23 protein-coding genes are annotated in these 23,245 nt (G+C 30.2%); 1 reads left to right on the top strand and 22 read right to left on the bottom strand.

The window, feature by feature from the left end:
* Window positions 1–72 precede the first annotated feature (72 nt).
* The 7 genes from CSPA_RS07085 to CSPA_RS07055 all read right to left on the bottom strand — a co-directional run bounded on the left by CSPA_RS07085 (window position 73) and on the right by CSPA_RS07055 (window position 6,938).
* The gene (locus CSPA_RS07085; protein WP_015391541.1) at window positions 73–636 is read right to left on the bottom strand and encodes a TetR/AcrR family transcriptional regulator; all 564 of its coding nucleotides are present in this window, start codon (window positions 634–636) and stop codon (window positions 73–75) included.
* Window positions 637–885: 249 nt separating this feature from the next.
* A complete protein-coding gene (locus tag CSPA_RS07080; RefSeq protein WP_015391540.1) occupies window positions 886–1,065 on the bottom strand; it encodes a hypothetical protein in 180 nt (59 codons plus the stop codon).
* Between the two features lie 157 nt (window positions 1,066–1,222).
* Entirely contained in the window at window positions 1,223–1,993 is a 771-nt protein-coding gene (locus tag CSPA_RS07075; RefSeq protein WP_015391539.1) for a cobalt-precorrin-6A reductase, read from the bottom strand.
* 45 nt (window positions 1,994–2,038) lie between these two features.
* Window positions 2,039–2,776 (bottom strand): precorrin-3B C(17)-methyltransferase, encoded by a 738-nt coding sequence (gene cobJ, locus CSPA_RS07070; protein WP_015391538.1) that lies wholly within the window; start codon window positions 2,774–2,776, stop codon window positions 2,039–2,041.
* A gap of 483 nt (window positions 2,777–3,259) precedes the next feature.
* Window positions 3,260–4,396 (bottom strand): flagellin lysine-N-methylase, encoded by a 1,137-nt coding sequence (gene fliB, locus CSPA_RS07065; protein WP_015391537.1) that lies wholly within the window; start codon window positions 4,394–4,396, stop codon window positions 3,260–3,262.
* A 226-nt stretch (window positions 4,397–4,622) separates the two neighbouring features.
* Complete coding sequence (gene serS / locus CSPA_RS07060; RefSeq protein ID WP_015391536.1) at window positions 4,623–5,900, bottom strand: serine--tRNA ligase; 1,278 nt, start codon at window positions 5,898–5,900, stop codon at window positions 4,623–4,625.
* Window positions 5,901–6,332: 432 nt separating this feature from the next.
* Window positions 6,333–6,938 (bottom strand): PadR family transcriptional regulator, encoded by a 606-nt coding sequence (locus tag CSPA_RS07055; protein WP_015391535.1) that lies wholly within the window; start codon window positions 6,936–6,938, stop codon window positions 6,333–6,335.
* Window positions 6,939–7,074: 136 nt separating this feature from the next.
* On the opposite strand from CSPA_RS07055, the gene CSPA_RS07050 reads away from it, so the two are divergent.
* Window positions 7,075–8,502: an MDR family MFS transporter gene (locus tag CSPA_RS07050; RefSeq protein ID WP_015391534.1), complete on the top strand. Its 1,428-nt coding sequence runs from the start codon at window positions 7,075–7,077 to the stop codon at window positions 8,500–8,502.
* Window positions 8,503–8,809: 307 nt separating this feature from the next.
* On the opposite strand, the gene CSPA_RS07045 is transcribed toward CSPA_RS07050, so the two are convergent.
* The 15 genes from CSPA_RS07045 to CSPA_RS06975 form a co-directional block, all read right to left on the bottom strand.
* Window positions 8,810–9,526 (bottom strand): gamma-glutamyl-gamma-aminobutyrate hydrolase family protein, encoded by a 717-nt coding sequence (locus CSPA_RS07045; RefSeq protein ID WP_015391533.1) that lies wholly within the window; start codon window positions 9,524–9,526, stop codon window positions 8,810–8,812.
* A 17-nt stretch (window positions 9,527–9,543) separates the two neighbouring features.
* Window positions 9,544–10,257 carry a gamma-glutamyl-gamma-aminobutyrate hydrolase family protein gene (locus CSPA_RS07040; RefSeq protein WP_015391532.1) on the bottom strand — a complete coding sequence of 238 codons (714 nt, stop codon included), beginning with the start codon at window positions 10,255–10,257 and terminating at the stop codon, window positions 9,544–9,546.
* Window positions 10,258–10,272: 15 nt separating this feature from the next.
* On the bottom strand, window positions 10,273–11,268 hold the full coding sequence (locus CSPA_RS07035; RefSeq protein WP_015391531.1) for an ABC transporter ATP-binding protein: 996 nt from the start codon (window positions 11,266–11,268) through the stop codon (window positions 10,273–10,275).
* Between the two features lie 2 nt (window positions 11,269–11,270).
* Window positions 11,271–12,251, bottom strand: coding sequence for an ABC transporter ATP-binding protein (locus CSPA_RS07030; RefSeq protein ID WP_015391530.1), 981 nt, complete (start codon window positions 12,249–12,251; stop codon window positions 11,271–11,273).
* Window positions 12,252–12,263: 12 nt separating this feature from the next.
* Window positions 12,264–13,127: an oligopeptide ABC transporter permease gene (gene opp4C, locus CSPA_RS07025; RefSeq protein ID WP_015391529.1), complete on the bottom strand. Its 864-nt coding sequence runs from the start codon at window positions 13,125–13,127 to the stop codon at window positions 12,264–12,266.
* Window positions 13,128–13,141: 14 nt separating this feature from the next.
* Window positions 13,142–14,104 carry an ABC transporter permease gene (locus tag CSPA_RS07020; RefSeq protein ID WP_015391528.1) on the bottom strand — a complete coding sequence of 321 codons (963 nt, stop codon included), beginning with the start codon at window positions 14,102–14,104 and terminating at the stop codon, window positions 13,142–13,144.
* Between the two features lie 110 nt (window positions 14,105–14,214).
* Window positions 14,215–15,864 (bottom strand): peptide-binding protein, encoded by a 1,650-nt coding sequence (locus CSPA_RS07015; RefSeq protein WP_015391527.1) that lies wholly within the window; start codon window positions 15,862–15,864, stop codon window positions 14,215–14,217.
* A gap of 276 nt (window positions 15,865–16,140) precedes the next feature.
* Window positions 16,141–16,698: a hydrolase gene (locus CSPA_RS07010; protein ID WP_015391526.1), complete on the bottom strand. Its 558-nt coding sequence runs from the start codon at window positions 16,696–16,698 to the stop codon at window positions 16,141–16,143.
* 211 nt (window positions 16,699–16,909) lie between these two features.
* Window positions 16,910–17,821 carry a PLP-dependent cysteine synthase family protein gene (locus CSPA_RS07005; protein WP_015391525.1) on the bottom strand — a complete coding sequence of 304 codons (912 nt, stop codon included), beginning with the start codon at window positions 17,819–17,821 and terminating at the stop codon, window positions 16,910–16,912.
* Window positions 17,818–18,978, bottom strand: coding sequence for a trans-sulfuration enzyme family protein (locus tag CSPA_RS07000; RefSeq protein WP_015391524.1), 1,161 nt, complete (start codon window positions 18,976–18,978; stop codon window positions 17,818–17,820). Before CSPA_RS07000 ends, CSPA_RS07005 begins: the two co-directional genes overlap by 4 nt.
* A 339-nt stretch (window positions 18,979–19,317) precedes the next feature.
* On the bottom strand, window positions 19,318–20,190 hold the full coding sequence (locus CSPA_RS06995) for a radical SAM protein (RefSeq protein ID WP_015391523.1): 873 nt from the start codon (window positions 20,188–20,190) through the stop codon (window positions 19,318–19,320).
* Window positions 20,191–20,361: 171 nt separating this feature from the next.
* Window positions 20,362–20,715 (bottom strand): NifB/NifX family molybdenum-iron cluster-binding protein, encoded by a 354-nt coding sequence (locus CSPA_RS06990; protein WP_015391522.1) that lies wholly within the window; start codon window positions 20,713–20,715, stop codon window positions 20,362–20,364.
* Window positions 20,716–20,865: 150 nt separating this feature from the next.
* Window positions 20,866–21,708: a MetQ/NlpA family ABC transporter substrate-binding protein gene (locus tag CSPA_RS06985; protein ID WP_015391521.1), complete on the bottom strand. Its 843-nt coding sequence runs from the start codon at window positions 21,706–21,708 to the stop codon at window positions 20,866–20,868.
* Window positions 21,709–21,773: 65 nt separating this feature from the next.
* Entirely contained in the window at window positions 21,774–22,442 is a 669-nt protein-coding gene (locus tag CSPA_RS06980; protein ID WP_015391520.1) for a methionine ABC transporter permease, read from the bottom strand.
* Complete coding sequence (locus tag CSPA_RS06975; RefSeq protein WP_015391519.1) at window positions 22,439–23,218, bottom strand: methionine ABC transporter ATP-binding protein; 780 nt, start codon at window positions 23,216–23,218, stop codon at window positions 22,439–22,441. Before CSPA_RS06975 ends, CSPA_RS06980 begins: the two co-directional genes overlap by 4 nt.
* Window positions 23,219–23,245: the final 27 nt, after the last annotated feature.

Genomic DNA, 23,245 nt, shown 5'->3' with positions numbered 1-23,245 from the left:
TTTTTAGTAATAGCGAGAAAATTTTGTTATTCTAATAATTCCAAAACTTTCTCGCTCATAAATCTTCTTCGATTAAAAAAGCAAAGCTTTTTGTATAATTCTAGTAATCTCATCTATCAATTCAACTTGTTTTCTTTCTTCAATGCAATTATTTATAGCAATTGATTTTACCGGTGAAAAAATTATTGCTGCTAGATTATCATTTTGAAAATCTCTAAAAATTCTTTTTTCTTTCAAGTTGTCCAATAAATAATTTAATTTATTAATACTATTTCTTGAAGCACATTGATTTGCCAAAGCTGGGCAATTTGAAAATTGATCTACAAAATGAAATATTTCTTCATTCTCTCTAATATAGGTATAATACTCTTTAATTAAAATTTCAATGAGCATTTGTCCATTATTAATATTGGAAACTTTATTAAGTAAATATTCTAGAATTTCTTCTGAATACTCAAGATATATATCTCGAAGCATTACTTCTTTGTTTTCATAATAGATATAAACGGTTGCCGGTGAAACTCCTGCTTCCTTTGCTATCTTTGAAATAGAAGTCCCATGAAAGCCTTCTTTAAGTATTAATTTAATTACCGCTTCTTTTATACTTTTTTCTTTTTCATCATCCTTTTTTCTCATTGTAAACACCTCTATTATATTTCTATAATAAACGAACATTCTTTTATTGTCAACATATATTATATAATTTCTACAAATTTAAACTTATAACAGAATAATTCATGGTAACCTGTTTAGACAATGGTTTTCTGAATGCTAAAGTATAAATGAAAATATCCTATGAAATAGATTTCCTAACTCTTTTCATAGGACATAATTGATTTTAAACTTATTATTTCATAAAATTAAATATGTATTCAAAAATACTTATTAGTTAGCTGGCTCCCATTTACAACGAACTGGAGAAACAATAGCATTTTCCTTTTTTAATTCTTTAAATGCATTATCAATTTCTTTACGATCTAACCCAGATAATTTTTCAACTTCACCAGCACTTACTGGTTTACCTGCTTCTCTCATAGTTTCTAACACCTTTTCTTTAACGCTCATTAAATTCATCTCCTCTTAATCATTTATTTATATATTATAATATATAAATAAATTTTAATCAATAATAATTATCTACTAAAATTTACTATTCAATTAATTATTCGCCTATACTTCTTCAATCTATAATTGTTTATATATTGTAAAAAAACAGTGGTATTTAGTATGTTTGAGTTATTTTTACTATATGTTGAACTAATTCCTCTTCACTAGAAAAAGGTGTATCCCCTATAAATTTAGGTTTATCTATAACTATTAACTTAATATTACACTCTTTTGCTGCTTTATATTTTTCTAATACTCCACCTTCTGTGCCACTATCTTTTGTCAAAATCGCCTTAGCATCATATTGCTTAATAAAAGCCTTTTCAAGTTCATAGGATATAGGTCCTTGAAGTGCTATGATATCTTTAAGCTTGATTCCAGCATCTACAATTTTAGATAAGACATTTGGCGATGGTAAAATTCTATGTATCACTCTGTATTTGCATTCTAAGCTTAAAAATTTAGTAACATTATTTCCGCCTGTGGTATTCAAAACATTACCTTCTATGTTTTTTATAATATTAATAGCTTCATCATAATCTTTAACTCTTATTATATCTTCATCTTCAATATCTTCTAATGCACCTTTTCTTTCATATCTCAAATATTTAATATCAAGTTCTTCAGCACATTCTATTGCAGTTCTAGTAACAATTTCTGCATAAGGATGTGATGCATCTACCAATATATTGATGGAGTTTACTTTAATCCATTCTAACATTTCTTCTTTGTTTAAAGGTTTTGTGTTTAAATTTTTCATTTTAAATTTTTCAAGAAGCTGTCCACCATATGTTGTAGCTGTTGTTACTACAATATTATCTGTGTATTCATTCATTAAAGATAGAATTTTTCTTCCTTCTGAAGTTCCAAGTATAAATCCAATCATTTTTTCTCCACTTCCTAACTCAATAAAAATTGGGTTATGGTCTAGTTAATTTTCACATTTATCTCTTTTATTTTCATAACCTCTAGGTGTTATAAAGTTTCCATTCTTATAAAAACTTTTAGTATTACCGACAATAACAATTGACATCATATCAACAATCTCTGGATTAAAATCTCCAATAGTAAACAATTTATAACTCTGCCCTTCTCTAAGAGCATGCCTTACTACAGCTACTGGTGTTGAAGCTTCTCTAAATTCTCTTATTATTTCAATACATTCTTTTAAATACTCCGGTCTTCCTTTACTTTTAGGATTATATAACGATATTATAAAATCTCCTTCTGCTGCAAGCTTTACTCTCTTTTTAATATCTTCATAAGGTGTCATAAGATCACTTAAACTAATATTACAATTATCATGCATAAGAGGAGCACCAACTACTGATCCAGCTGCACTACTTGCGGTTATTCCTGGAATTATTTCAACATCTTCATCTTCTTTAAGTTCAAGTATAAGACCTGCCATTCCATAAATACCTGCATCCCCTGTACTTATTAATGCCACATTTTTATCCTTACAAAGCTTTAAAGCTTCTTGGCATCTTGCTTCTTCTCCCCTCATTCCTGTTGAATATAATTCTTTATCTGTTACTAAATCTTTTATCATATCTATATACTTGTTGTATCCAACAATAACTTCACTATCTTCAATGGCCTTTAATGCCCTTAAACTCATATTTTCAATACTTCCTGGTCCTATTCCTATAACTCTTAATTTTCCCATTTTAAATCAACCTTTCATTTGTTTCTAAATTTTAAGCTTCTATAGATATCCAATTTAATAATCAAACTTATAAATGAAATATACATGCATCATTGAGAAATTATAATCGTAACACTACACTAGAAATTACATACATATTTGTGCAAGCGGCATATGAAATTAAGCTGTGATGATTATTAAGCAGATAAGTGAAAGTCCAAATCTATGATTTGGTTTCTTGAACTTAGTTAACTCATTCATGAGTTAACCTCATTTAAAAAACTGATTTGGTGTGAATCGCTTACTCAGCGAACGAACGTGAGTCGAGTTTCCTCTATTGGTTGTTCCACTTTCTGCTTGTCATAAATTTACTTTAGGAACATGCAGAAATGGGTGCAACCTTCCACTTAGAACCCATCCAGCGAAAATTTCATTAGTTCGCTGTAATAAATATGTGTTTAATTTCGGTAAGTTACGCATATGTCTAATTCTCGCTTTGGATATCTATAGCAATTCTTTGAATACTTTATTGTGTTCTATATCTTTACTTAAAGCTTGAATAACTGTAATGATATTTTCTTCTTTAATATCCTCATCATTATTTATAGCAATTCCAATAACATATGCTTTAATTATTCTGTAAGTATTAATAACTTTTTTAATACTTCCTATTAAATTTTCTCCTTTGTTAAACGGAACTAGATCTTTAAAAATTTGGTTTACTAAATAATTTTCAAAAATATATGAATATTGTTCTAATTGATTTAAATATTTAGGATCCTCTTCTATATATTTAATTATATCAACAGCTTTTAAAATTCCAGCTTTATATTCATCTACACACACTTTTAATCTTATGCTTCGAATATTATCAACTAATTTGGAATCACAAAGACTTTTGTAAAAATCACTTTTCTCTTTAAAACTTTCTCCTTTTAAACTTCCAAAATTCACTAAACCATTATTAAATTCTTCTATAGTTTCATCTATGTTTTCAAATTCCTTAAGAATATTAAGTTTTTCAAGCTTAGAATAAAAACTCAAAAGAATATTTAATCTTTCTTCAATTGAATAATTTCTTAATTGCATAATATTTATTGATATTACTCTTATATCCCAAAAATACTGAACAAGGCTTTCTGTTCCATCAAAGGCTTCACTATCTATAATTCTTCTTATTTCAATATTGCCTTCTTCAATATCCTCCTCTGATTCAACAAATTCCATTTTATCCCTATTTAATAAAGCACGAGTACATATTTCTATACAGGATGGTAACCCACTCTTTTCATAAACATCATCAACAATATTAAATACCCTTGGATAACTCTTACAAGTAATACAAAGATTTTCTTCACCAGTTTCTCCATGTATATCACAAAGCATATTAGAATTTAAAAAAGGACATCTACTTTCTTCTTTAAGAATCATAAATCCACAATTAAAAGAATTATCTTCTTCATTATTCTTTACAAATTTTCCAGAAACTAATTTCTTTAGATCTCCATCACTATTAACATACTTGTTATAAGTTGCATCATCTATATTTATATCCCAACCGGCACAGCAAGTATCAATGCACTTAGAATTTATACATTTAAAATCCACCATATATTTTGGTAGAAAGCTATTTACTTTCATAATTTACTCCAATCAACTTCTATAATTGTAATTTCCATCATAAAACAAAACTTGTTTATTTACAATCATAGTATATCAAAATTATTATAATCATGCTCTTTTATTGAAGCATTTCTACTAAAAGAACACAACTGAATTCATCACGCTTTTAGATATTTTTATAAAAAAAAATTATAGGCAAAAAATTTCACCTATAATTCTCATATTTCTAGATTTTATTAAATCCTTATTTTATTACTTTCATTCCACCCATATATGGTTGTAATGCAGTTGGAATATTAATGCTTCCATCTTCATTTAAATTGTTTTCTAAGAATGCAATTAACATTCTTGGTGGAGCTACTACTGTATTGTTTAATGTATGCGCAAAGTATTTTCCATCTTTACCATCTACACGAATTTTTAAACGACGAGCTTGTGCATCACCTAAGTTAGAACAGCTTCCAACTTCAAAATATTTCTTTTGTCTTGGAGACCAAGCTTCTACGTCAACTGATTTAACTTTTAAATCTGCTAAATCTCCTGAGCAGCATTCTAAAGTTCTTACAGGTATATCTAAAGAACGGAATAACGCTACTGTGTCTTTCCACATTTTATCATACCATGTCATACTATCTTCTGGTTTACAAACAACGATCATTTCTTGTTTTTCAAATTGGTGAATTCTATATACTCCTCTTTCTTCTATACCATGAGCACCTTTTTCTTTTCTAAAGCAAGGTGAATAACTAGTTAATGTATGTGGAAGTGAATCCTCTGGTAAAATTGTATCTATAAACTTACCAATCATAGAATGTTCACTTGTACCAATTAAGTATAAATCTTCACCTTCGATTTTATACATCATAGCATCCATTTCTGCAAAACTCATAACACCTGTAACAACTTGACTTCTGATCATAAAAGGTGGAATACAATATGTAAAGCCTCTATCTATCATAAAGTCTCTTGCATAAGAAATTACTGCTGAATGTAATCTAGCTATATTTCCCATTAAATAATAGAAACCATTACCTGCTACTTTTCTTGCGCTATCTAGATCAATACCACTTAATTTTTCCATAATGTCTGTATGATATGGAATTTCAAACTCAGGAACTACTGGTTCACCAAAACGTTCTAATTCAACATTTTCACTATCATCCTTACCTATAGGTACACTTGGATCAATTATGTTTGGAATTATCATCATTATATTTTTAACTTTTTCTTCTAATTCTTTTTCTTTTACATCTAATTCAGCCATTCTTTCTGAATCCGCATTAACTCTCTTCTTTAATTCTTCAGCTTCTTCTTTTTTACCTTGAGCCATTAATCCACCAATTTGTTTTGAATTCTTATTTCTATCAGCTCTTAAAGCTTCAACTTCTTGCTTAACCTTTCTAAGTTCAGCATCAAGCTCAATTACTTGATCAACTAATTCTAACTTATTATCTTGGAACTTATTCTTTATATTTTCTTTAACTACTTCTGGATTTTCCCTTAAAAATTTTATGTCTAACATATTTCTTCCTCCTAAAATTAATTATCTATATATTAAAATTATTTAAAAACGTAAAAAAACCCGCCATCTCATATTCTATATATGGGACGGAAGGATCCGCGTTGCCACCCAAATTGCTGATTACTAATAACCAACCACTCGATAATAGTACTATAAAGGGTACCAGTCTTTCGATTCATCACCGACAGCTCCAAAAGTGGAAAGACTTAACATTTCACCGATTTGCACCATCCATCGGCTCTCTAAAGAAATTTATAAATCGTAGCTTTTATCATTGCTGTTACTTCATTACTATATTTTGTTCTTTTTCTATTATATATACATTTTGAATGATTTTCAAGTAAAAAATTTGTATGGATTCTTATTTCTTTGATTTCAGCATATTTGAACCTTTACTTGCTTAAGTATTACCCGAACTATAAATTATATCTTTTACAGTTCTCTCAGCATTTTATTATTTAATATCCCTTGAAAATTTTCTTTAAAGATATTAATATTATCATTCTTATTATATAGTTCTTTAATCCACCTGCACCAAATAATTTCAGCTCTTGAGTCATTTATTACTTTCTCATTTAACAAATAAGCCCCAAATTTCAATGAATTTGTAGTTACAGACTCATCTTTAAGCCTCTCTTTAAGCTTTTCAAAAGATTTTATACGCTTATCTAATTTCTTACAAAATCTCTCTTCTATTTCAGCTAAGAATTCCATAGCAGAATTTCTATCTAAAATATGAATACAATATACCTTTAGCATTATTTCATTATTTGTCTCTTCTCCATCTACCTTATTTTTTATCCATTCTTTTAAAATACCGATTCCTTGCTCAGTTATATTATATACCTTTTTGTCTGGCTTTCCGGATTGCTCAATAATTGTACACTCAATATATCCTTCTGCTATAAGTGCTGGGAACAATGGATATATTGAACTATGAGTTGTATGTCTAAACAAATTTAATTTTAACATCAAATCATAACCAGTTAAGGCTTCCGTTGATAAGATACTAAGTAAACCATAAGATAATTTATTCATAATCACGCCTCCATATATGTCAATATTGACATATATATCTTTTTTATATATTCTATAATTACTATTAATTATATGTCATTTTTTACATATATTCAATGATACGTTTACAAAAATATTAAAGTAAGGAGATTATTTAATGGAAAATATCAATAACAAAGAGGTGGACTTTTGGCCTGTCATATCCTCTCTTTTCCTTGGTGCCTTTTTAACAACTTTAGGAACAAGCACCATAAACTTAGCCTTAATAGATCTAATGAAATATTTTAATACCTCCTTAGATTCGGCAAAATGGGCATTAACAGGATTTATGCTGGCAACTGGGACTATAGCTCCAATAACCAGCTATTTAGGTGAAAAATTTAGTTACAAGCGCTTATATTTGATATCTCTTATAGGTTTTACTTTATCATCTATTCTATGTGCTTTTTCTTGGAATATAGAATCCCTCATAGGCTTTCGTATATTGCAAGGAGCTTTTAATGGCTTGGCAGCACCAGCTACCATGACAATTATATATCAAGTTATACCGAGAAAAAAACATGCAACTGCTATAAGTCTTTGGAGTCTAGCATCAATGCTTGCTCCTGCTGTAGGACCTACACTTAGTGGCTTCTTAATACAAACTTTTAGCTGGAAGGCTATATTCTTAATGAACGTTCCTCTAGGCTTAATTGCTATTGTAATAGTATTAAAATTCACTCCATATTATAAATTAAATCCTCCTGCTGGTTTTGATTTTCCTGGTTTCTCAACTAGTATAATAGCAAGTGTATTGCTTTTAACTGCATTTAGTGAAGGGGCTAGCTGGGGATGGCTATCTTACAAAATAATATTACTTTTAATTGGTGGTGCTATTATTTTAAGTATATTTTTAAGACAGGAATCAACCACAAAAATACCTGCATTAAATCTTAAAATATTTAAATTTAAAGGCTATACTATGAGCATAATTGTACGAGCTGTAGTTATCATGAGCTTATATGCTGGAACTCTTTTAACTCCACTTTATTTGCAAAATGTTCAGCATATGACACCATTAAATGCTGGACTTGTCATGCTTATTCCATCCTTAATGATGGCACTTTGTATGGTTATAGCCGGAAAACTTTATAATCTTATGGATCCACGTTTTCTAGTTGTGTCAGGAATTATAGCAATGGCTATAGGTTCATTAAAAATGTCTCACTTAAGCTTAGATACTTCAACTTTATACATAATATTATGGATGACCTTACGTAATGTTGGAATAGCTCTATCAACTATGCCAGTAACTAATATAGGTATGTCTTGCATAGATAGGGAACTTTCTGGAAATGCTGCTTCAGTTAACAATTGGGTTGGACAAAGTATTGGCTCACTAGCTATAGGTGTTTTTACCTCTTTACTAACACTAATGACTTCTGTGCACACTAATGAATTAGCTAATACTGATATTTCAAAAGTATTACTTCCAAACCAAGCGTATTTAATGGGAATCAATGATGTATATTTTATATCTTTTATAATAATTTTAGTAGCTCTTCCTCTTAGTATGCTATTAAAAGAACAAAACTCAAGGAAGTAGTTAATTATTAACGTTTGAAAGAATAAAGTATTTTATATATCTTGATTAACACGTAAAGCTATTTTCTAGATAAACTTTAACCAATTATTTATAAACATAAAAATAAAATTCCACCAAAATTTGTTTTAGTGGAATTTTATTTTTGTATTACTGATTTGTAATTATTAAATTTTCTTTATTTATTCTAATCTCAAAATAATGTTCCATCTCTCCCATATCCCGGAAACACAACAACTATTTTTTCTGTACTTTTTTGACATGTATTCAAGACTCCCCTGTATTGAGTCATATATTAAAATACATAAATTTATATCTCCCGTGCATTATCAATAAGTGCCTGAAAAAGCTTTAAAAATTCACTATGGCGTTCTACTAAGTTTTCTGGATGCCATTGCACTCCAACTAAAAATTTTTCTTTTAAACTTTCAATTCCTTCAATGACTCCATCACTAGAATGTGCTGTTACTCTTAAATCTTTTCCAAGTTTTTTTATACTTTGATGATGAAATGAATTAACTTTTAAATCTTCTGTTTTAAATATAACAAAAAGCTCGCTGCCTTTTTCTATTTTTACTGAATGATAAAGATTTGATCTTAAAGCATACTTTGGTAAATGACCATTACTATTATGAATTTGAACATTAATATCTTGATATAAACTACCGCCAAGTGCAACATTAATAAGTTGAAGTCCTCTACATACCCCCAAAATAGGTATCTGTTTCTTATATACTTCCTTAAAAAGTTCCAATTCAAATATATCTCTTTTTTCAATTATGCATTGTACTTCTTTTATAGGCTCTTCATTATAAAACAAAGGCGATATATCTTCCCCACCTGTAAAAATTATTCCTTGAATTTTATTTGTATATACTTTTATATTTTCTAAATTATCACTAAATGGAATAAGAACTGGTATTCCTCCAGCTTTCTGCACTGCTTTAATGTAATCATTATTTATTACGCTATATACCTTTTTAGGTTTAACTCTACTAGACAAAGCTAATCCAATTATCGGCTTCATTGGTTACTCCTCCTCATCTACTGCTTTATATTGTTAATTAGAGCTTTAAAGATACTTAAAAATTCTTTATGCTTTAAAGTTAAATCTTCTGGATTCCATTGTATTCCAACCAAAAATTTTCTACTTAAACTTTCAATTCCTTCAATAACCCCATCTTTAGCAGTAGCAATAATTTTTAAATCTCTACCTATATCTTTTATTGCTTGATGATGAAAAGAATTCACTTCTAGCTCTGTATTTTTGAAAATATCAAATAACTTGCTGTTTTCTTCTATATTAATTTTATGAAATAACTCATATACTTGCATTCCTTGTTGCATATGTCCATGACAATTTGGTATTTGAGAAACAATATCTTGATATAATGTTCCTCCCAATGCTACATTTATTAATTGTGTTCCTCTACACACTCCCAATATAGGCATATCTCTATTGTATGCCTCCTTGAAAAGTTCTATCTCAAAATCATCTCTCAAGTGACTTAGATATGAATTTTTTTGTGAAGGGTTCTCGTCAAATTTTAAGGGACTTACTCCCTCTCCCCCTGAGAAAATAATACCATCAACTACATTTAAATAATATTTAACATCCTCCATGTTTTCACTAATAGGAATGCATAGCGGCACCCCACCTGCATTTTCAACAGCACTTAGGTAATTATTGCTTGCTAAACTAAATGATTTTTCTACTTCTATATCATGAAAGGTGGTTATGCCTATTACTGGTTTCATTTTATTTCTTCCTTTCTAATTTATGTCTTGCCAATTGTGACATGCAAGAAAATATCCCTTACTAACTTCTTCAATATTAGGTACTTCTTCTTTGCATATATTTGTACAATATTTACACCTAGTATGAAATTTACACCCCTTAGGCGGATTTGATGGACTCGGTACATCTCCATCAAGAATTATTCTATTTGTTCTAAGCAACGGATTAGTTGTTGGAATTGCAGATATTAATGATTTTGTATATGGATGAAGTCTTTTATTAAACAACTCTTCTGAATCTCCCATTTCTACAATAGATCCCAAATACATAACTGCTACTCTATCACAAAAATATCTTACAAAACTTAAGTCATGAGAAATAAATAAATATGTTAATTTAAATCTTTCCTTTAAGTCTATCAAAAGATTAGCTATTTGTGCCTGTATGGATACATCTAAAGCTGCAATAGGTTCATCTCCTATTACAAACTTTGGTTTTAATATCATAGATCTAGCTATTCCTATACGCTGCCTCTGTCCTCCACTAAACTCATGAGGATACTTGTTAATAGCATCTTTCCTTAAGCCACAAAGCTCCAAAAATTCTTTTGCCATAGAAAGAGCATCATTTCCTGTTGCTATCTTATGTTTTATAAGACCTTCAGTTACAATTTCACCAATATTCATTCGTGGGTCTAAAGATGCATAAGGATCCTGAAAGATCATCTGCATTTCCCTTCTTTTCCTTCTCATTTCTTCCTTGCTTAAGAATTTTTTGTCCTCAACATCGTAGATAATTTCATTATTAAATTCAACTGATCCGCCACTTGGCTCAATTAAATTTAATATTGTTCTTGCAGTAGTTGATTTACCGCAGCCTGATTCTCCAACTAATCCAAAAGCAGAACCTTCATTAATGCTAAAAGTAACATCATCTACTGCTTTAACCACTCTTTGATTCTTAGAAAATAGATCTCTTTTACTAGTATAATATTTCTTTAAATTTTTAACCTTTAATAATTCATTTCCCAAAGCTAAACCTCCTTTCCGCTATAAAGCCAGCATCTAACTTTATGACCTTCTTCCGTCTCAATTAGCTTTGGCATTTCTTCTTTACATATATCCATACATTTTTCGCATCTTGGATTAAAGCTGCAGCCTGAAGGCATATCATTTAAATTTGGCACCATACCAAGAATGTTATATAACCTTTCTCCTTTTTTAACATTTTCTGCTCTTGAATATAATAAGCCTTTTGTGTATGGATGCTTTGCTTTTTCAAATATATTTTGGACAGAACATTCCTCAACTACTTTTCCTGAATACATAACTATTACTTCATCAGCCATTTCAGCTATTACCCCAAGGTCATGAGTAATTAATATAATAGAAGTTTTTAAATCCTTACTTAACTTCTTCATAAGCTCCAAAACTTGTGCTTGAATTGTAACATCAAGAGCTGTAGTTGGCTCATCTGCAATTATGAGCTTAGGATTGCAGGAAAGTGCCATTGCTATCATAATTCTCTGTCTCATCCCACCACTTAATTGATGAGGATATTCATTTACAATTTTTTCAGGCGTAGGAATACCTACAAGCTTTAACATTTCAATAGATTTTTCCTTATTTTCTTTTCCCTTTATTCCTTGATGAATTTTTATTGCTTCACCTATCTGCTGTCCTATAGTGAAAACTGGATTTAGTGAAGTCATGGGCTCTTGAAATATCATTGCAAGCTTATTACCTCTTATTTTATTCATTTCTTTTTCAGAAAGCTTAAGTATATCAGTTCCTTCAAAAATAATTTCCCCTTCTTCAATCTTACTAATGGAATCATCTAGAAGTCTCATTATAGACATTGAAGTAACACTTTTACCACATCCTGACTCACCAACTATTCCAAGTACTTTTCCTTCATGAACCTTAAAGCTTACATCATTTACTGCAGTAACTTTTCCTTCTGCTGTATAAAAGCTCGTTTTTAAATTGTTTACTTTAAGTAATTCTTTTTCCACATGCTCCACCCCCTATGCCTTTATTTTGGGATCTAAAGCATCCCTAAGACCATCACCTAAAAAATTAATTGAAACAATAGTCAAAAATACACATACACCTGGCGGAATCCATAACCACCATTCACTTTGAAGAACTCTCATATTTTGAGCTGCTGTCAACATATTTCCCCAGCTTGGCTGCGGCTGTGTTACTCCCATTCCAAGAAAGCTTAAAAAGGATTCATATAAAATTCCTTGGGCTATACCTAGAGTTCCATAAACTATAATTGGTGCATAAATATTGTGAATTAAATGCTTTAATATAATATCTTTACTATCTAATCCTAAAGCTTTAGCTGCTTCAATAAATTCTCTTTCTTTTAATGATAGGATTTCTGCCCTAACTATTCTTGTAATTTTAGGCCAGCCTAGTATTCCAATAATAATCATAACATTCCAAATACTAGGGCCTAAAATTGATGCCATAGTTATTGCTATTACCAAAAATGGAAAACATAATACCATATCTACAAGTCTCATTATTATTTTGTCTGCAATTCCACCCAAGTATCCTGCTATAGCCCCTAAGGTTATTCCAATAGCAAGCTGTATAACAATTGCCACTACTCCAACACTTAAGGACACTTGTCCTCCATATATAAGCCTTACAAAAACATCACGTCCTAATTCATCAGTTCCTAATATATGCTTAGCTGTAGGAGCAGCTTCTATATTTAATAAGTCTACGGTGTCCCTTCCATAAGGAGATATTATTGGTGCAATTATTGCTAATAATATTAATATAATCAAAACACCACTTCCAAATATTGCAAGTTTATTTCTTTTTAATTTCTTTAAGGCAATTCTAGCTGGTGATAATACCTTTTCCTTAGCCACATCTAGCCCTCCTTTTAATCATATTTAATTCTAGGATCTACTGCTGCATATAAAATATCTGCAATTAAATTAGATAAAAGAGTTACTACTGCAAATATCATAACTAGTCCCATTATCAAAGAATAATCTCTATTAGTTACTGCTTCAAAATTTAATCTTCCTATTCCTGGCCATACGAAAATTGTTTCTGTAGCTAAAGCTCCTGAAAATAAAGTTGGGAGCTCTAAACTGATAACAGTTATAATTGGAATCAATGCATTTTTAAAAGCATGCTTTAAAACAATAATTCTGGAAGATACTCCTTTTGCTCTTGCTGTTCTTATGTAATCTTGGCCAATTATATCTATCATACTGGATCTTGTATATCTCATGAAAGAAGCTGTGTTCAACAACGCTAGTACAATAGTAGGTAAAATCATATGATTAAAAATATCTATAACATGATTTATTCCCAGATAATTTTTCCCTATGGTAACCATACCCGATATCGGTAATATTTTTAAATCCACTGAAAACACCTTAATCAAAAGCAATCCAAAGAAGAAAGCTGGAATAGACAAGCCTATAAACGCCAACACTGTCATTATATAATCAAAAATTGAATATCTTTTAACTGAACTTATCATTCCTATTGGTATTGCTATTAAAACACTTAAAAACAATGAGGCTGTACCAAGTAAAATGGTATTTCCAATTCTTGAGCTTATTACATTCATTACAGACTCCTTATAGGTAATTGAATATCCTAAATCCCCACTTACTGCTCTCGTTACCCATTTAAAATATTTGACTGGAAGTGGATCATAATATCCAATCTGTGTAAGCATCTGTTCCTTTACTTCATCTGTAACGGTTGGATCTACCATGTTAGAATATGGATTTCCTGGCTGACAGTTAATAAGAATAAATACTATTATAGATATACCTATAAGTATTGGAATAGTGTTTATCATACGTTTTATTGCATATTTAAACATTCATTTGCCTTCCTCTCTATATTAATTTTCACATAAATAAACTCACTCTTATGCACATATGAGGCCTAGGCATATTTTCATATTCCTAAAGCCTCATATTTTTATAATTTTTATTGTTCTAAAGACCAGTTTTGTGCATTTGAAAATTCATAATAAGGAACTGGCTTATAATTTTTTAATTTTGAATTATATGCATATCCATCATTTGGACTATACAATATCACAGCTGGAACTACATTATTAAATTCCTTTGCTATTTGTTTATAATTTTCCTTACGTTTATTTTGATCAAAATCACTTCTTCCAGCATCAATTAATTTATCAAGATTTTGATCTGTAAAGCCTTCATATTTTCCAAGTATACTTCCTGGAGTTGAATACCATGAAGACTTAATATCTGGATCTAAATCATTAGTCCAACCTAGAAGGAATATTTCAAAATCTTTACTTGTTAATTGTTTATCAAGAGTTGCATATTCCATACTTTGAATATTAACAGCAATACCAATATCTTTTAAGTTTTGTTGTATCAATACAGCCGACTGCTCTCTTGGTTTATTACCAGTTGAATATTTTAAAGTAAATTGTAGTGGCTTGCCATCTTTATAGAAGGCTCCATCTTTTTCTTCATAACCTGCTTCTTTTAGCAATGACTTAGCTTTATCTGTACTATACTCATATTTTTCAAGCCCATCTTCGCCTGGATTTGCCCAGCTTTTTGATGAAAATACAGTATTAACAACTTTACCATGACCATCTAATACACTATCAACTATACCTTTGCGATTTATTGCATATTCTATAGCTTGTCTTATCTTTTGATCTTTTAATATAGGATTTTCAAAATTAAATCCTAAGAATTGATAACTCACCCCATCATTCTCCAATACAGTTATCCCTGCTTGTTTATAAGCATCAAGATCTTTTTGTTTGAATGAAGATATTGGTACTATATCTAAATCTCCTTTTATAAGTTCAGATTGAGCAGTATCTTGATTAGTAACTTTAAATATAATCTTATCTAACTTAGGTTCTCCTAAATTATAATCTGCATATTTTTCAAGTTCTACATATTGATCTGGAACAAATTCCTTAAATTTAAAAGGCCCGCTTCCAATTGGTTTTTTAAGTTGATCACTCTTTGACCATTGAGCTACAGGTATCTTTTCCCACACATGCTTTGGAATTATAGCTCTTTGTGCAAAAGTAGCAAGTGCTGGTGAATAAACTTGTGAAAAAGTAAAACTTATCGTATTTTTATCAATAACCTTTATTCCTGAAATACTAGTTGCCTTCTTAGCTTTATAATCTTTTGCTCCTGCTATATTTTCAACTTGTGAAAATCTTGGTCCATCATAATCTGGATCAGCAATAGTTGTAAATGTATAAGCAACATCGTCAGCAGTTACAGGTTCCCCATCATGCCATTTTGCATTTTTATTTAAGCTAAAAGTGATTGTAAGTTGATCACTTGACACTTCATATTTATCAGCAAGACCTGGCACATAATTACCATTTTCATCTGCATTTATTAATTTTTCATATACCAAATCCACTATCTTGTTATCATAAATATTTGCACTATAGCTTGGATGAAATGATCCTGGAGGTGAACTCCACAAAGCATATCTTAATGTGCCTCCTGATTTTGCAGCAGTTTGACTTGCTGTACTTGTTGTTTCTTGCGGTTTACACCCAGTGAGAACAATTCCACACATAAAAAACAACACTGTTAATAATGATAAATATTTGTTTTTCATATTTTTCCCCCTTTAAATTATTGGATGACATAATCCCCATTTGTTTAAAATGTCATACAATTATATTATTGCCTGTAGTTTTAACTACCTTTTTTATTATTCCGATAGAATAACTACACTATATATTTATAAAAATAACAGGATCTTTATTTTGGGACCCTATTCTCTATAAATATATATTTTTAGTATTGTAACATTTTTTTCAATGAATCTCAATATTTTACTATGAAATTATTAATTTTTTGCTTCTTTCATATTTGTTAAACATTTTATTTATTATTTTTGAAATGTTCTTAATGCATTAATTGTTCTTTGAATCAAAGCATCTAACTCCCATCCAAGCATTTCAGCACCTCTTTTAATAACATCTCTAGAACATCCAGCTGCAAATTTTAAATTCTTATATTTCTTTTTTACTGATTTTAATTCTAAATCTTGAACACTTTTAGACGGCCTCATAACTGCAACTGCTCCTATTAACCCTGTTAATTCATCCACCGCATATAAAACCTTTTCCATCTCATGTTCAGGCTTTATATCAACAGTAATCGCATAACCATGACTTGCAGTAGCATGTATTATTGACTTATCAATTCCATTATTACTCATAATTTCCTGTTCTTTTAAACAATGCTCTTCAGGATACTTTTCAAAATCTAAATCATGAAGTAATCCTACTATTCCCCAGAAATCAACTTCATCTTCGTAACCAAGCTCTTTTGCAAAATACCGAAGGGTATTTTCTACAATTACAGCGTGTTCTAGATGAAATTCATCTTGATTATACTCTGTTAGTAAGCTCCATGCTTCCTCTCTTGTAGGTATTTTATCCATAATAATCACAATCCTTTCTTCAATACATTTTACCAACTATTCCTATATTTTTAATATGATATTAATATAATACTTCTTCACTTATCCGTCAATGCCTTATTACTTACTAAAAACCACATTTTTATAGTAGTATCTTTTTCAAGATAAAATTTATACTATAAAAATGCGGTTTGCTATTAATACAAATATTTCTATCTCAATTTTTCTTTTACTAATCAAACAATGTTGTACTTAAATATCTATCTCCTCTATCAGGAAACACGACCACTATGTTTCCTCTATCTATTTCCTCTGATAATTTCATAGCTGCTGCAAGTATCGCACCAGAAGATGAGCCAACGATTAATCCTTCTTTTTTAGCTAATAAACGCACTTTATCAAAAGCTTCTTCATCATTAACTTTTATCACTTTATCAACTAAAGATATATCCATTGTCTTTGGTAGAAAATCATTCCCTATACCCTCTATTTTATAACTTTTATGCTTTCCACCTACCATAGTTGAACCCTCAGGATCTGCTAATATACCTTTGATATTTCTATTCTTTTCTTTTAAAAATTTAACAATTCCAGTAAAAGTACCTCCACTTCCTGCCCCTGCTACAAAGTAACTTATATGTCCTTCTAGTGCATTATATATTTCAGGACCAGTCGTTTCATAATGTGCTAAAGGATTATCTTCATTTGCAAATTGCTCCAAACTAATACTATTGGGAATTTCTTTTATTAGTTCTTCTGCTTTATTTATTGCTCCAAGCATTCCATCTTCATCAGGAGTATTTATAATTTTAGCGCCAAGAGCTTTTATCAACTTCTGCTTTTCTATCGAAAACTTTGTTGGTACTACAAAAATTATATTATACCCCTTATTTATTGCAGCTAAAGCTATTCCAAGACCAGTGTTTCCTGCTGTTGCATCTATTATTGTATACCCTTTTTTTAATTTTCCTCTCTTCTCAGCTCCATCAATCATTGCTACACCTATTCTATCCTTAACACTACCACCAGGATTAAAGCATTCCAATTTAGCAAATATATTAACATTTTCTTTTACATTAATATTAGTAAGTTTTATCAATGGAGTATTTCCAATAAGTTCTTTAACATCACTTACGAAATTCATACCAAACTCTCCTTGAATGCATTGCTTAAATCCTCTAGTAAATCATCAATATTTTCTATCCCAACTGATAACCTAACTAAATTATCAACAATTCCAACCTCTTGCCTTATTTCATATGGAATTGAAGCATGGGTCATGCTTGCTGGATGGCAAATCAGTGATTCTACTCCCCCTAAACTTTCTCCTAAAGTTATAAGTTTTAAAGATCCCAAGAATTTTTTATAATCAATTTTTTCGTTAATCACAAAAGATATTATTCCTCCAAAACCTGATGCTTGTTTTTTATGGATCTCATATCCCTTAGAGTTTTTTAATCCAGGATAATAAATTTTTGTAACATACTCACTTTTACCCAAAAATTCTGCTATTTTTTCTGCATTCGCATTGTGCCTATCCAATCTTACTCCCAAAGTTTTTATTCCTTGAAGTAATATAAATGAATCAAATGGACCAAGTACCCCGCCAGTGGAATTTTGTATAAAGTGAAGCTTTTCCATAAGCTCTTTATCCTTTACAGCTATCAGCCCCGCTACGACATTACTATGTCCCCCTAAATATTTAGTTGCACTATGAACAACTATATCAGCTCCAAATTCTAACGGTCTTTGCAAGTAAGGTGACATAAATGTATTATCTACAATCGTAAGAACATCATACTCTTTTGTAAGCTTACTAATTTCTTCGATATCAGTAATGTCCATAAGTGGATTGGTTGGAGTTTCTATTAACACAGCCTTTATTCTAGCATTCTCCTTATCATTTTCTAAAAGTCTTTTCACATCTGTAATTCTTGAAAAATCAACTATTTCATAATGAATATTAAAATTTTTAAATACTTTATCAATTACTCTAAACGTACCACCATAAAGATTACTTGGAATTATTATTTTATCTCCACTACTAAATAGAGATAAAATCGCTGTAATTGCAGCCATTCCGCTACTAAATGCAAGTCCTCCTATACCTTTCTCTAATAAAGCAATAGTCTTTTCTAAAGCATCACGTGTTGGATTTCCTGTTCTTGAATATTCAAATCCTTTATTTTTACCTAACTCTTCTTGCTTGTATGTGGAAGTTTGATATATAGGAACATTTACTGCCCCTGTCAATTCATCTCCATCTACAGCACCATGAACTAATAATGATTCTATTCTCATTTCTTTTTCCTCCATATTATATAATTTCTTCTTATCGTTGTAAGGACATAACAAGCCAAACTTACAATTTTTTGTATATATAAGTTCTAATTAAGAGTGTACATTTCAAGAAATCTTGGATTGATTTCGCTGTTAATTGAACATTGGCAATTAGAATCTATATAATAAAATAAATTCTGTAATATTGACTTGTTATACTTTAATTTAACCCTATATCATATAGTATTAATATCATTCCTATTTGTTTACTACGATTAAATTTAAATTTTTTTATATCTAATTCATCCTTCCTTAATAAGAATAGAATTAAATTTAAACTCAATTAATACAAACATATTTTTAGCCATGTGAAAAAGTTTCTACAACTTCTTTATCATATAATTGACCATGTATATCTTGATTTTTACCTGGCACTCCACAAGCATCAGCTCTGCAATGTTTGCAATGTCTGAATACATCAAGAAATTCTCCTGCTTCTCCTCTGCACTTATCTAAAAGTTCACATGTTGGTGCTTGAAGGTGAGATAATTCATTTTGTGGAATTAGCGGGATAATGTTTAGTATTGAAGCTCCTAATTCTCTTGTTACTCGTGCTACTTCCTTAATATGCTTATCATTTATACCAGGTACCAAAACACTATTTATTTTAACTATTACGCCTAATTCGCTAATCTTTTTAATTCCTCTAAGCTGGGCATCTATTAACTTTCTCGCACCTTCTTCACCTTGTATTTTCTTTCCATTTTCATCAATTATAAATGAACATATATCTTTTTGTATTCTTGCATCAATTGCATTAACAGTTACTGTTATGGTTTGTACTCCTGCTTCAACAATCTTTTCTGCCTTTTCTTCTAACCTTAGTCCATTAGTGCTTAAGCAATTTATAAGCTGTGGAAATTCTTTTTTAACTAAACGAAAAGTTTCAAGAGCATGATCAGTTGCAAGTGTATCTCCTGGCCCTGCTATTCCAACAACACTAATTTCAGGACATAAAGTCAATGCCTTTCTAACAGTTTTTACTGCTTCTTCAGGAGTTAATAGTAATGAACTTACTCCTGGACGTACTTCTGATTTATTAAATCCTCTTTTGCAAAACTTACATTGTATATTACATGATGGACTCACTGGTAAATGTATTCTTCCATATTTAAAATGCGCTTCTCCTCCTAAGCATGGGTGAGTCTTTGCAAGATGATTAAAATTTCCCATTAAATTCACTTCCTTAAAATAACTTTATTTAAATTCACCTCTAAAAAATTCTATATTATATATAAATTCTCAAACTTTCTCTGTAAACTTTCAACCATAATTGCCCACCGGATACCCTAAATGGCATTAATTGTGCATTGTTAATTAATATTTATAAATTAAACTTAATTCCTAATATATATCTAAAATATTAACTCTTGAATTTAGTATTCTATCAATTATATCTTCAATGAAGTATGGTGCCTCAATTCCTTTTATTCCTCTAGCTTCAACTTGAGCTAATGCACCTTGTCCTATTCTAGCAACGAAAACAGCTTCGCAATCATATATTAACTCAATAGAATTCTTTAAGGCATCCTCTGTATGTTGAAATTCCTGACAAGCTGGTTCATTAATTCGCATTTCAACATAGTTATAATTCTTATTATCTTTATCTATTTCAACTACTAAAAATTGTTTTGTCCTTCCGAAATGCTGATTAACAACTTTTCCATCACTACTAGCAAATGCTACTTTATACGACATTTCCTTTCTCTCCTTTCCAATTAATATTCAAGATCAAAAAAATAATAAATCAGTATGTCAGCCTAATAGGCTCACTATAAATCAAACATACTTCCTTATCCGACGGGAAATATACATCGCATTATAGACTTATTATTTTCTTTTATATGTCTAAAATGCTGGAACTACTGCCACACCATATTGTTGTTTAATAAAATTTTTAACATCGTCTGATGTTAAGGCCTTTACAAGAGCTTGAATCTCTGGCCTGTCTTTATCACCTTTTCTTACTACAACTATGTTGGCATAAGGAGAATCTCCACTTTCTCTAATCAGAGCAGTATTGGGATCTATTTTTGCATCTAAAATTATATTAGTGTTTATTACAGCTCCTGCTAAATCCCCAAGCGCTCTTGGTAATTGTGCTGCGTCAGTTTCTACAAATTGAAGATGTTTAGGATTTTCTGCTATATCATTTGGTGTCGCAGAATAATTTGCTAGTCCACTTTTCAATTTAATAAGTCCATTCTTCTCAAGAAGTACTAATGCTCTGTATTCATTTGATGGATTATTAGGTATTCCTATTTTATCTCCATCTTTTAAATCATTAATAGATTTTATTTTATTAGAATATAGCCCTATCGGTTCAATATGAACTTTTCCTGCAACTTCAAAATTATACCCTTTTTCTTTTGATACTGATTCTAAGTAAGGCACATGTTGAAAGTAATTTGCATCAATTTGTTTTTCATCCAATGCAGGGTTTAACTGTCCTTCATCATCTAATGTTACAACTTCTAAATTAATTCCTTGCTCTTTTAGTTTAGGTTTTATATGCTCTAATATCTCAGCATGTGGCGTTATTGATGCCCCTACTTTTATGGTTACTTCTTTTTTTTCATTTGAACTACTATTTGAATTATTTGAATCTTGCTTACTATTTGCAGAGCAGCTTGCAAGTGCTCCCATTAAAATAAATGTACTTGCAATAATTGCGATTATTTTTTTCTTCATTATATATTCCTCCTTAAAATTTTTTATTTTAATAATTATCTATTAATTCAATTTAAATTACTTCTCTAATCAAACTTGAATCTCTTTTTATTTATTAATCTTGCACTAGAATCTCCAATCAGCTGAATAACTTGTACAATTGTCACAAGTACTATTACAGTGCCAATTAATACGTCTGTACGAAATCTTTGATATCCAAATCTTATTGCTAAACTTCCAAGCCCGCCCGCGCCTATTGCACCAGCTATAGCTGTGAATCCAATTATTCCTATTATCGCAATAGTAGCGCCTCTAACTATTGAAGGTAATGCTTCTGGCAGCAAAACTTTTTTGATTATTTCAAAGGTCGTTGCTCCCATTGCTTCTGCTGCTTCAATCTTTCCAAACTCAACCTCTTTTAAACTATTTTCTATTATTCTTGCTATAAAAGGAGCTGAACCTATAGAAATAGATACAATGGCAGCATTTGCTCCTAAAGTTGTTCCTACTATTAGTTTTGCAAGTGGCAATAAAATAATTATCAATATCATTTCAGGCATTGATCGTATGACATTAATTATAAATCCAACTATCTTGTTTACTTTAAGTAATGGAAATATCCCACCCTTATCGCTGACAACAAGCAAAATTCCAATCGGTATGCCTAATAAAAATGCTATTATTGATGAAAGGAATACCATATATAATGTTTCTTTTGTTCCTGTTAATATCAAATTAACTAAGTCGCTATTCATATCCCTTCACCTCCTGAAAATTTTCTGCTCTTCTGAATTCCCTCTGTAATATTTATAAATCTCTTTAATGTGTCACTTTTGGGATTTAGAAATAAATTTTCTGTATTTCCTCTTTCAACAATGTGTCCATCTTCTAAAACCACCATATTATTAGTGCAATATCTTAATACATCTAGTTCATGGGTTATTATAACTATTGTAAGGTTTAATTTTTGATTAATATTTTTCAAAAGTTCTAAGATTGAAAATGTTGTTTGAGGATCCAAGGCAGAAGTTGCTTCATCGCTAAGCAGTACATCTGGCTCATTTGCCAATGCTCTTGCAATACCAACTCTCTGCTTTTGCCCTCCACTTAATTGAAGTGGATATGAGTCCCTTTTTTCTGATAATTCAACTAACTCTAATATTTCTTCAACTCTATTTTTTATCTTATCTTTTTTATACCCAGAGATTTCTAATGGGAAAGCAATATTTTCATAAACAGTCCTTGAATCAAATAAGTTAAATTGTTGAAATATCATACCAATCTTTTTTCTAGCACTTCGCAACTCTTTTCTATTTAATTTAGTTATCTCATTTTCTCCAATTAATATATCCCCAGAATTAGGTTTTTCTAGACCATTTAAACACCTTATTAAGGTTGATTTTCCGGCACCACTAAAACCTATTATTCCAAAAATATCTCCTTTATCAACTTTAAAGTGTATATCTTTTAATACTTCTACTTTTCCGGTTGGAGTATTAAAAGTTTTACTTACATTTTTAACTGTTATCATAAAATTGCCTCCCCATTATCTTAAATA

Origin of the sequence: Clostridium saccharoperbutylacetonicum N1-4(HMT) (assembly GCF_000340885.1) — a bacterium.
Lineage (GTDB): Bacteria > Bacillota > Clostridia > Clostridiales > Clostridiaceae > Clostridium > Clostridium saccharoperbutylacetonicum.
The sequence above is the reverse complement of the archived record's forward strand: the minus strand, read 5'-3'. Positions and strand labels throughout refer to the sequence as shown.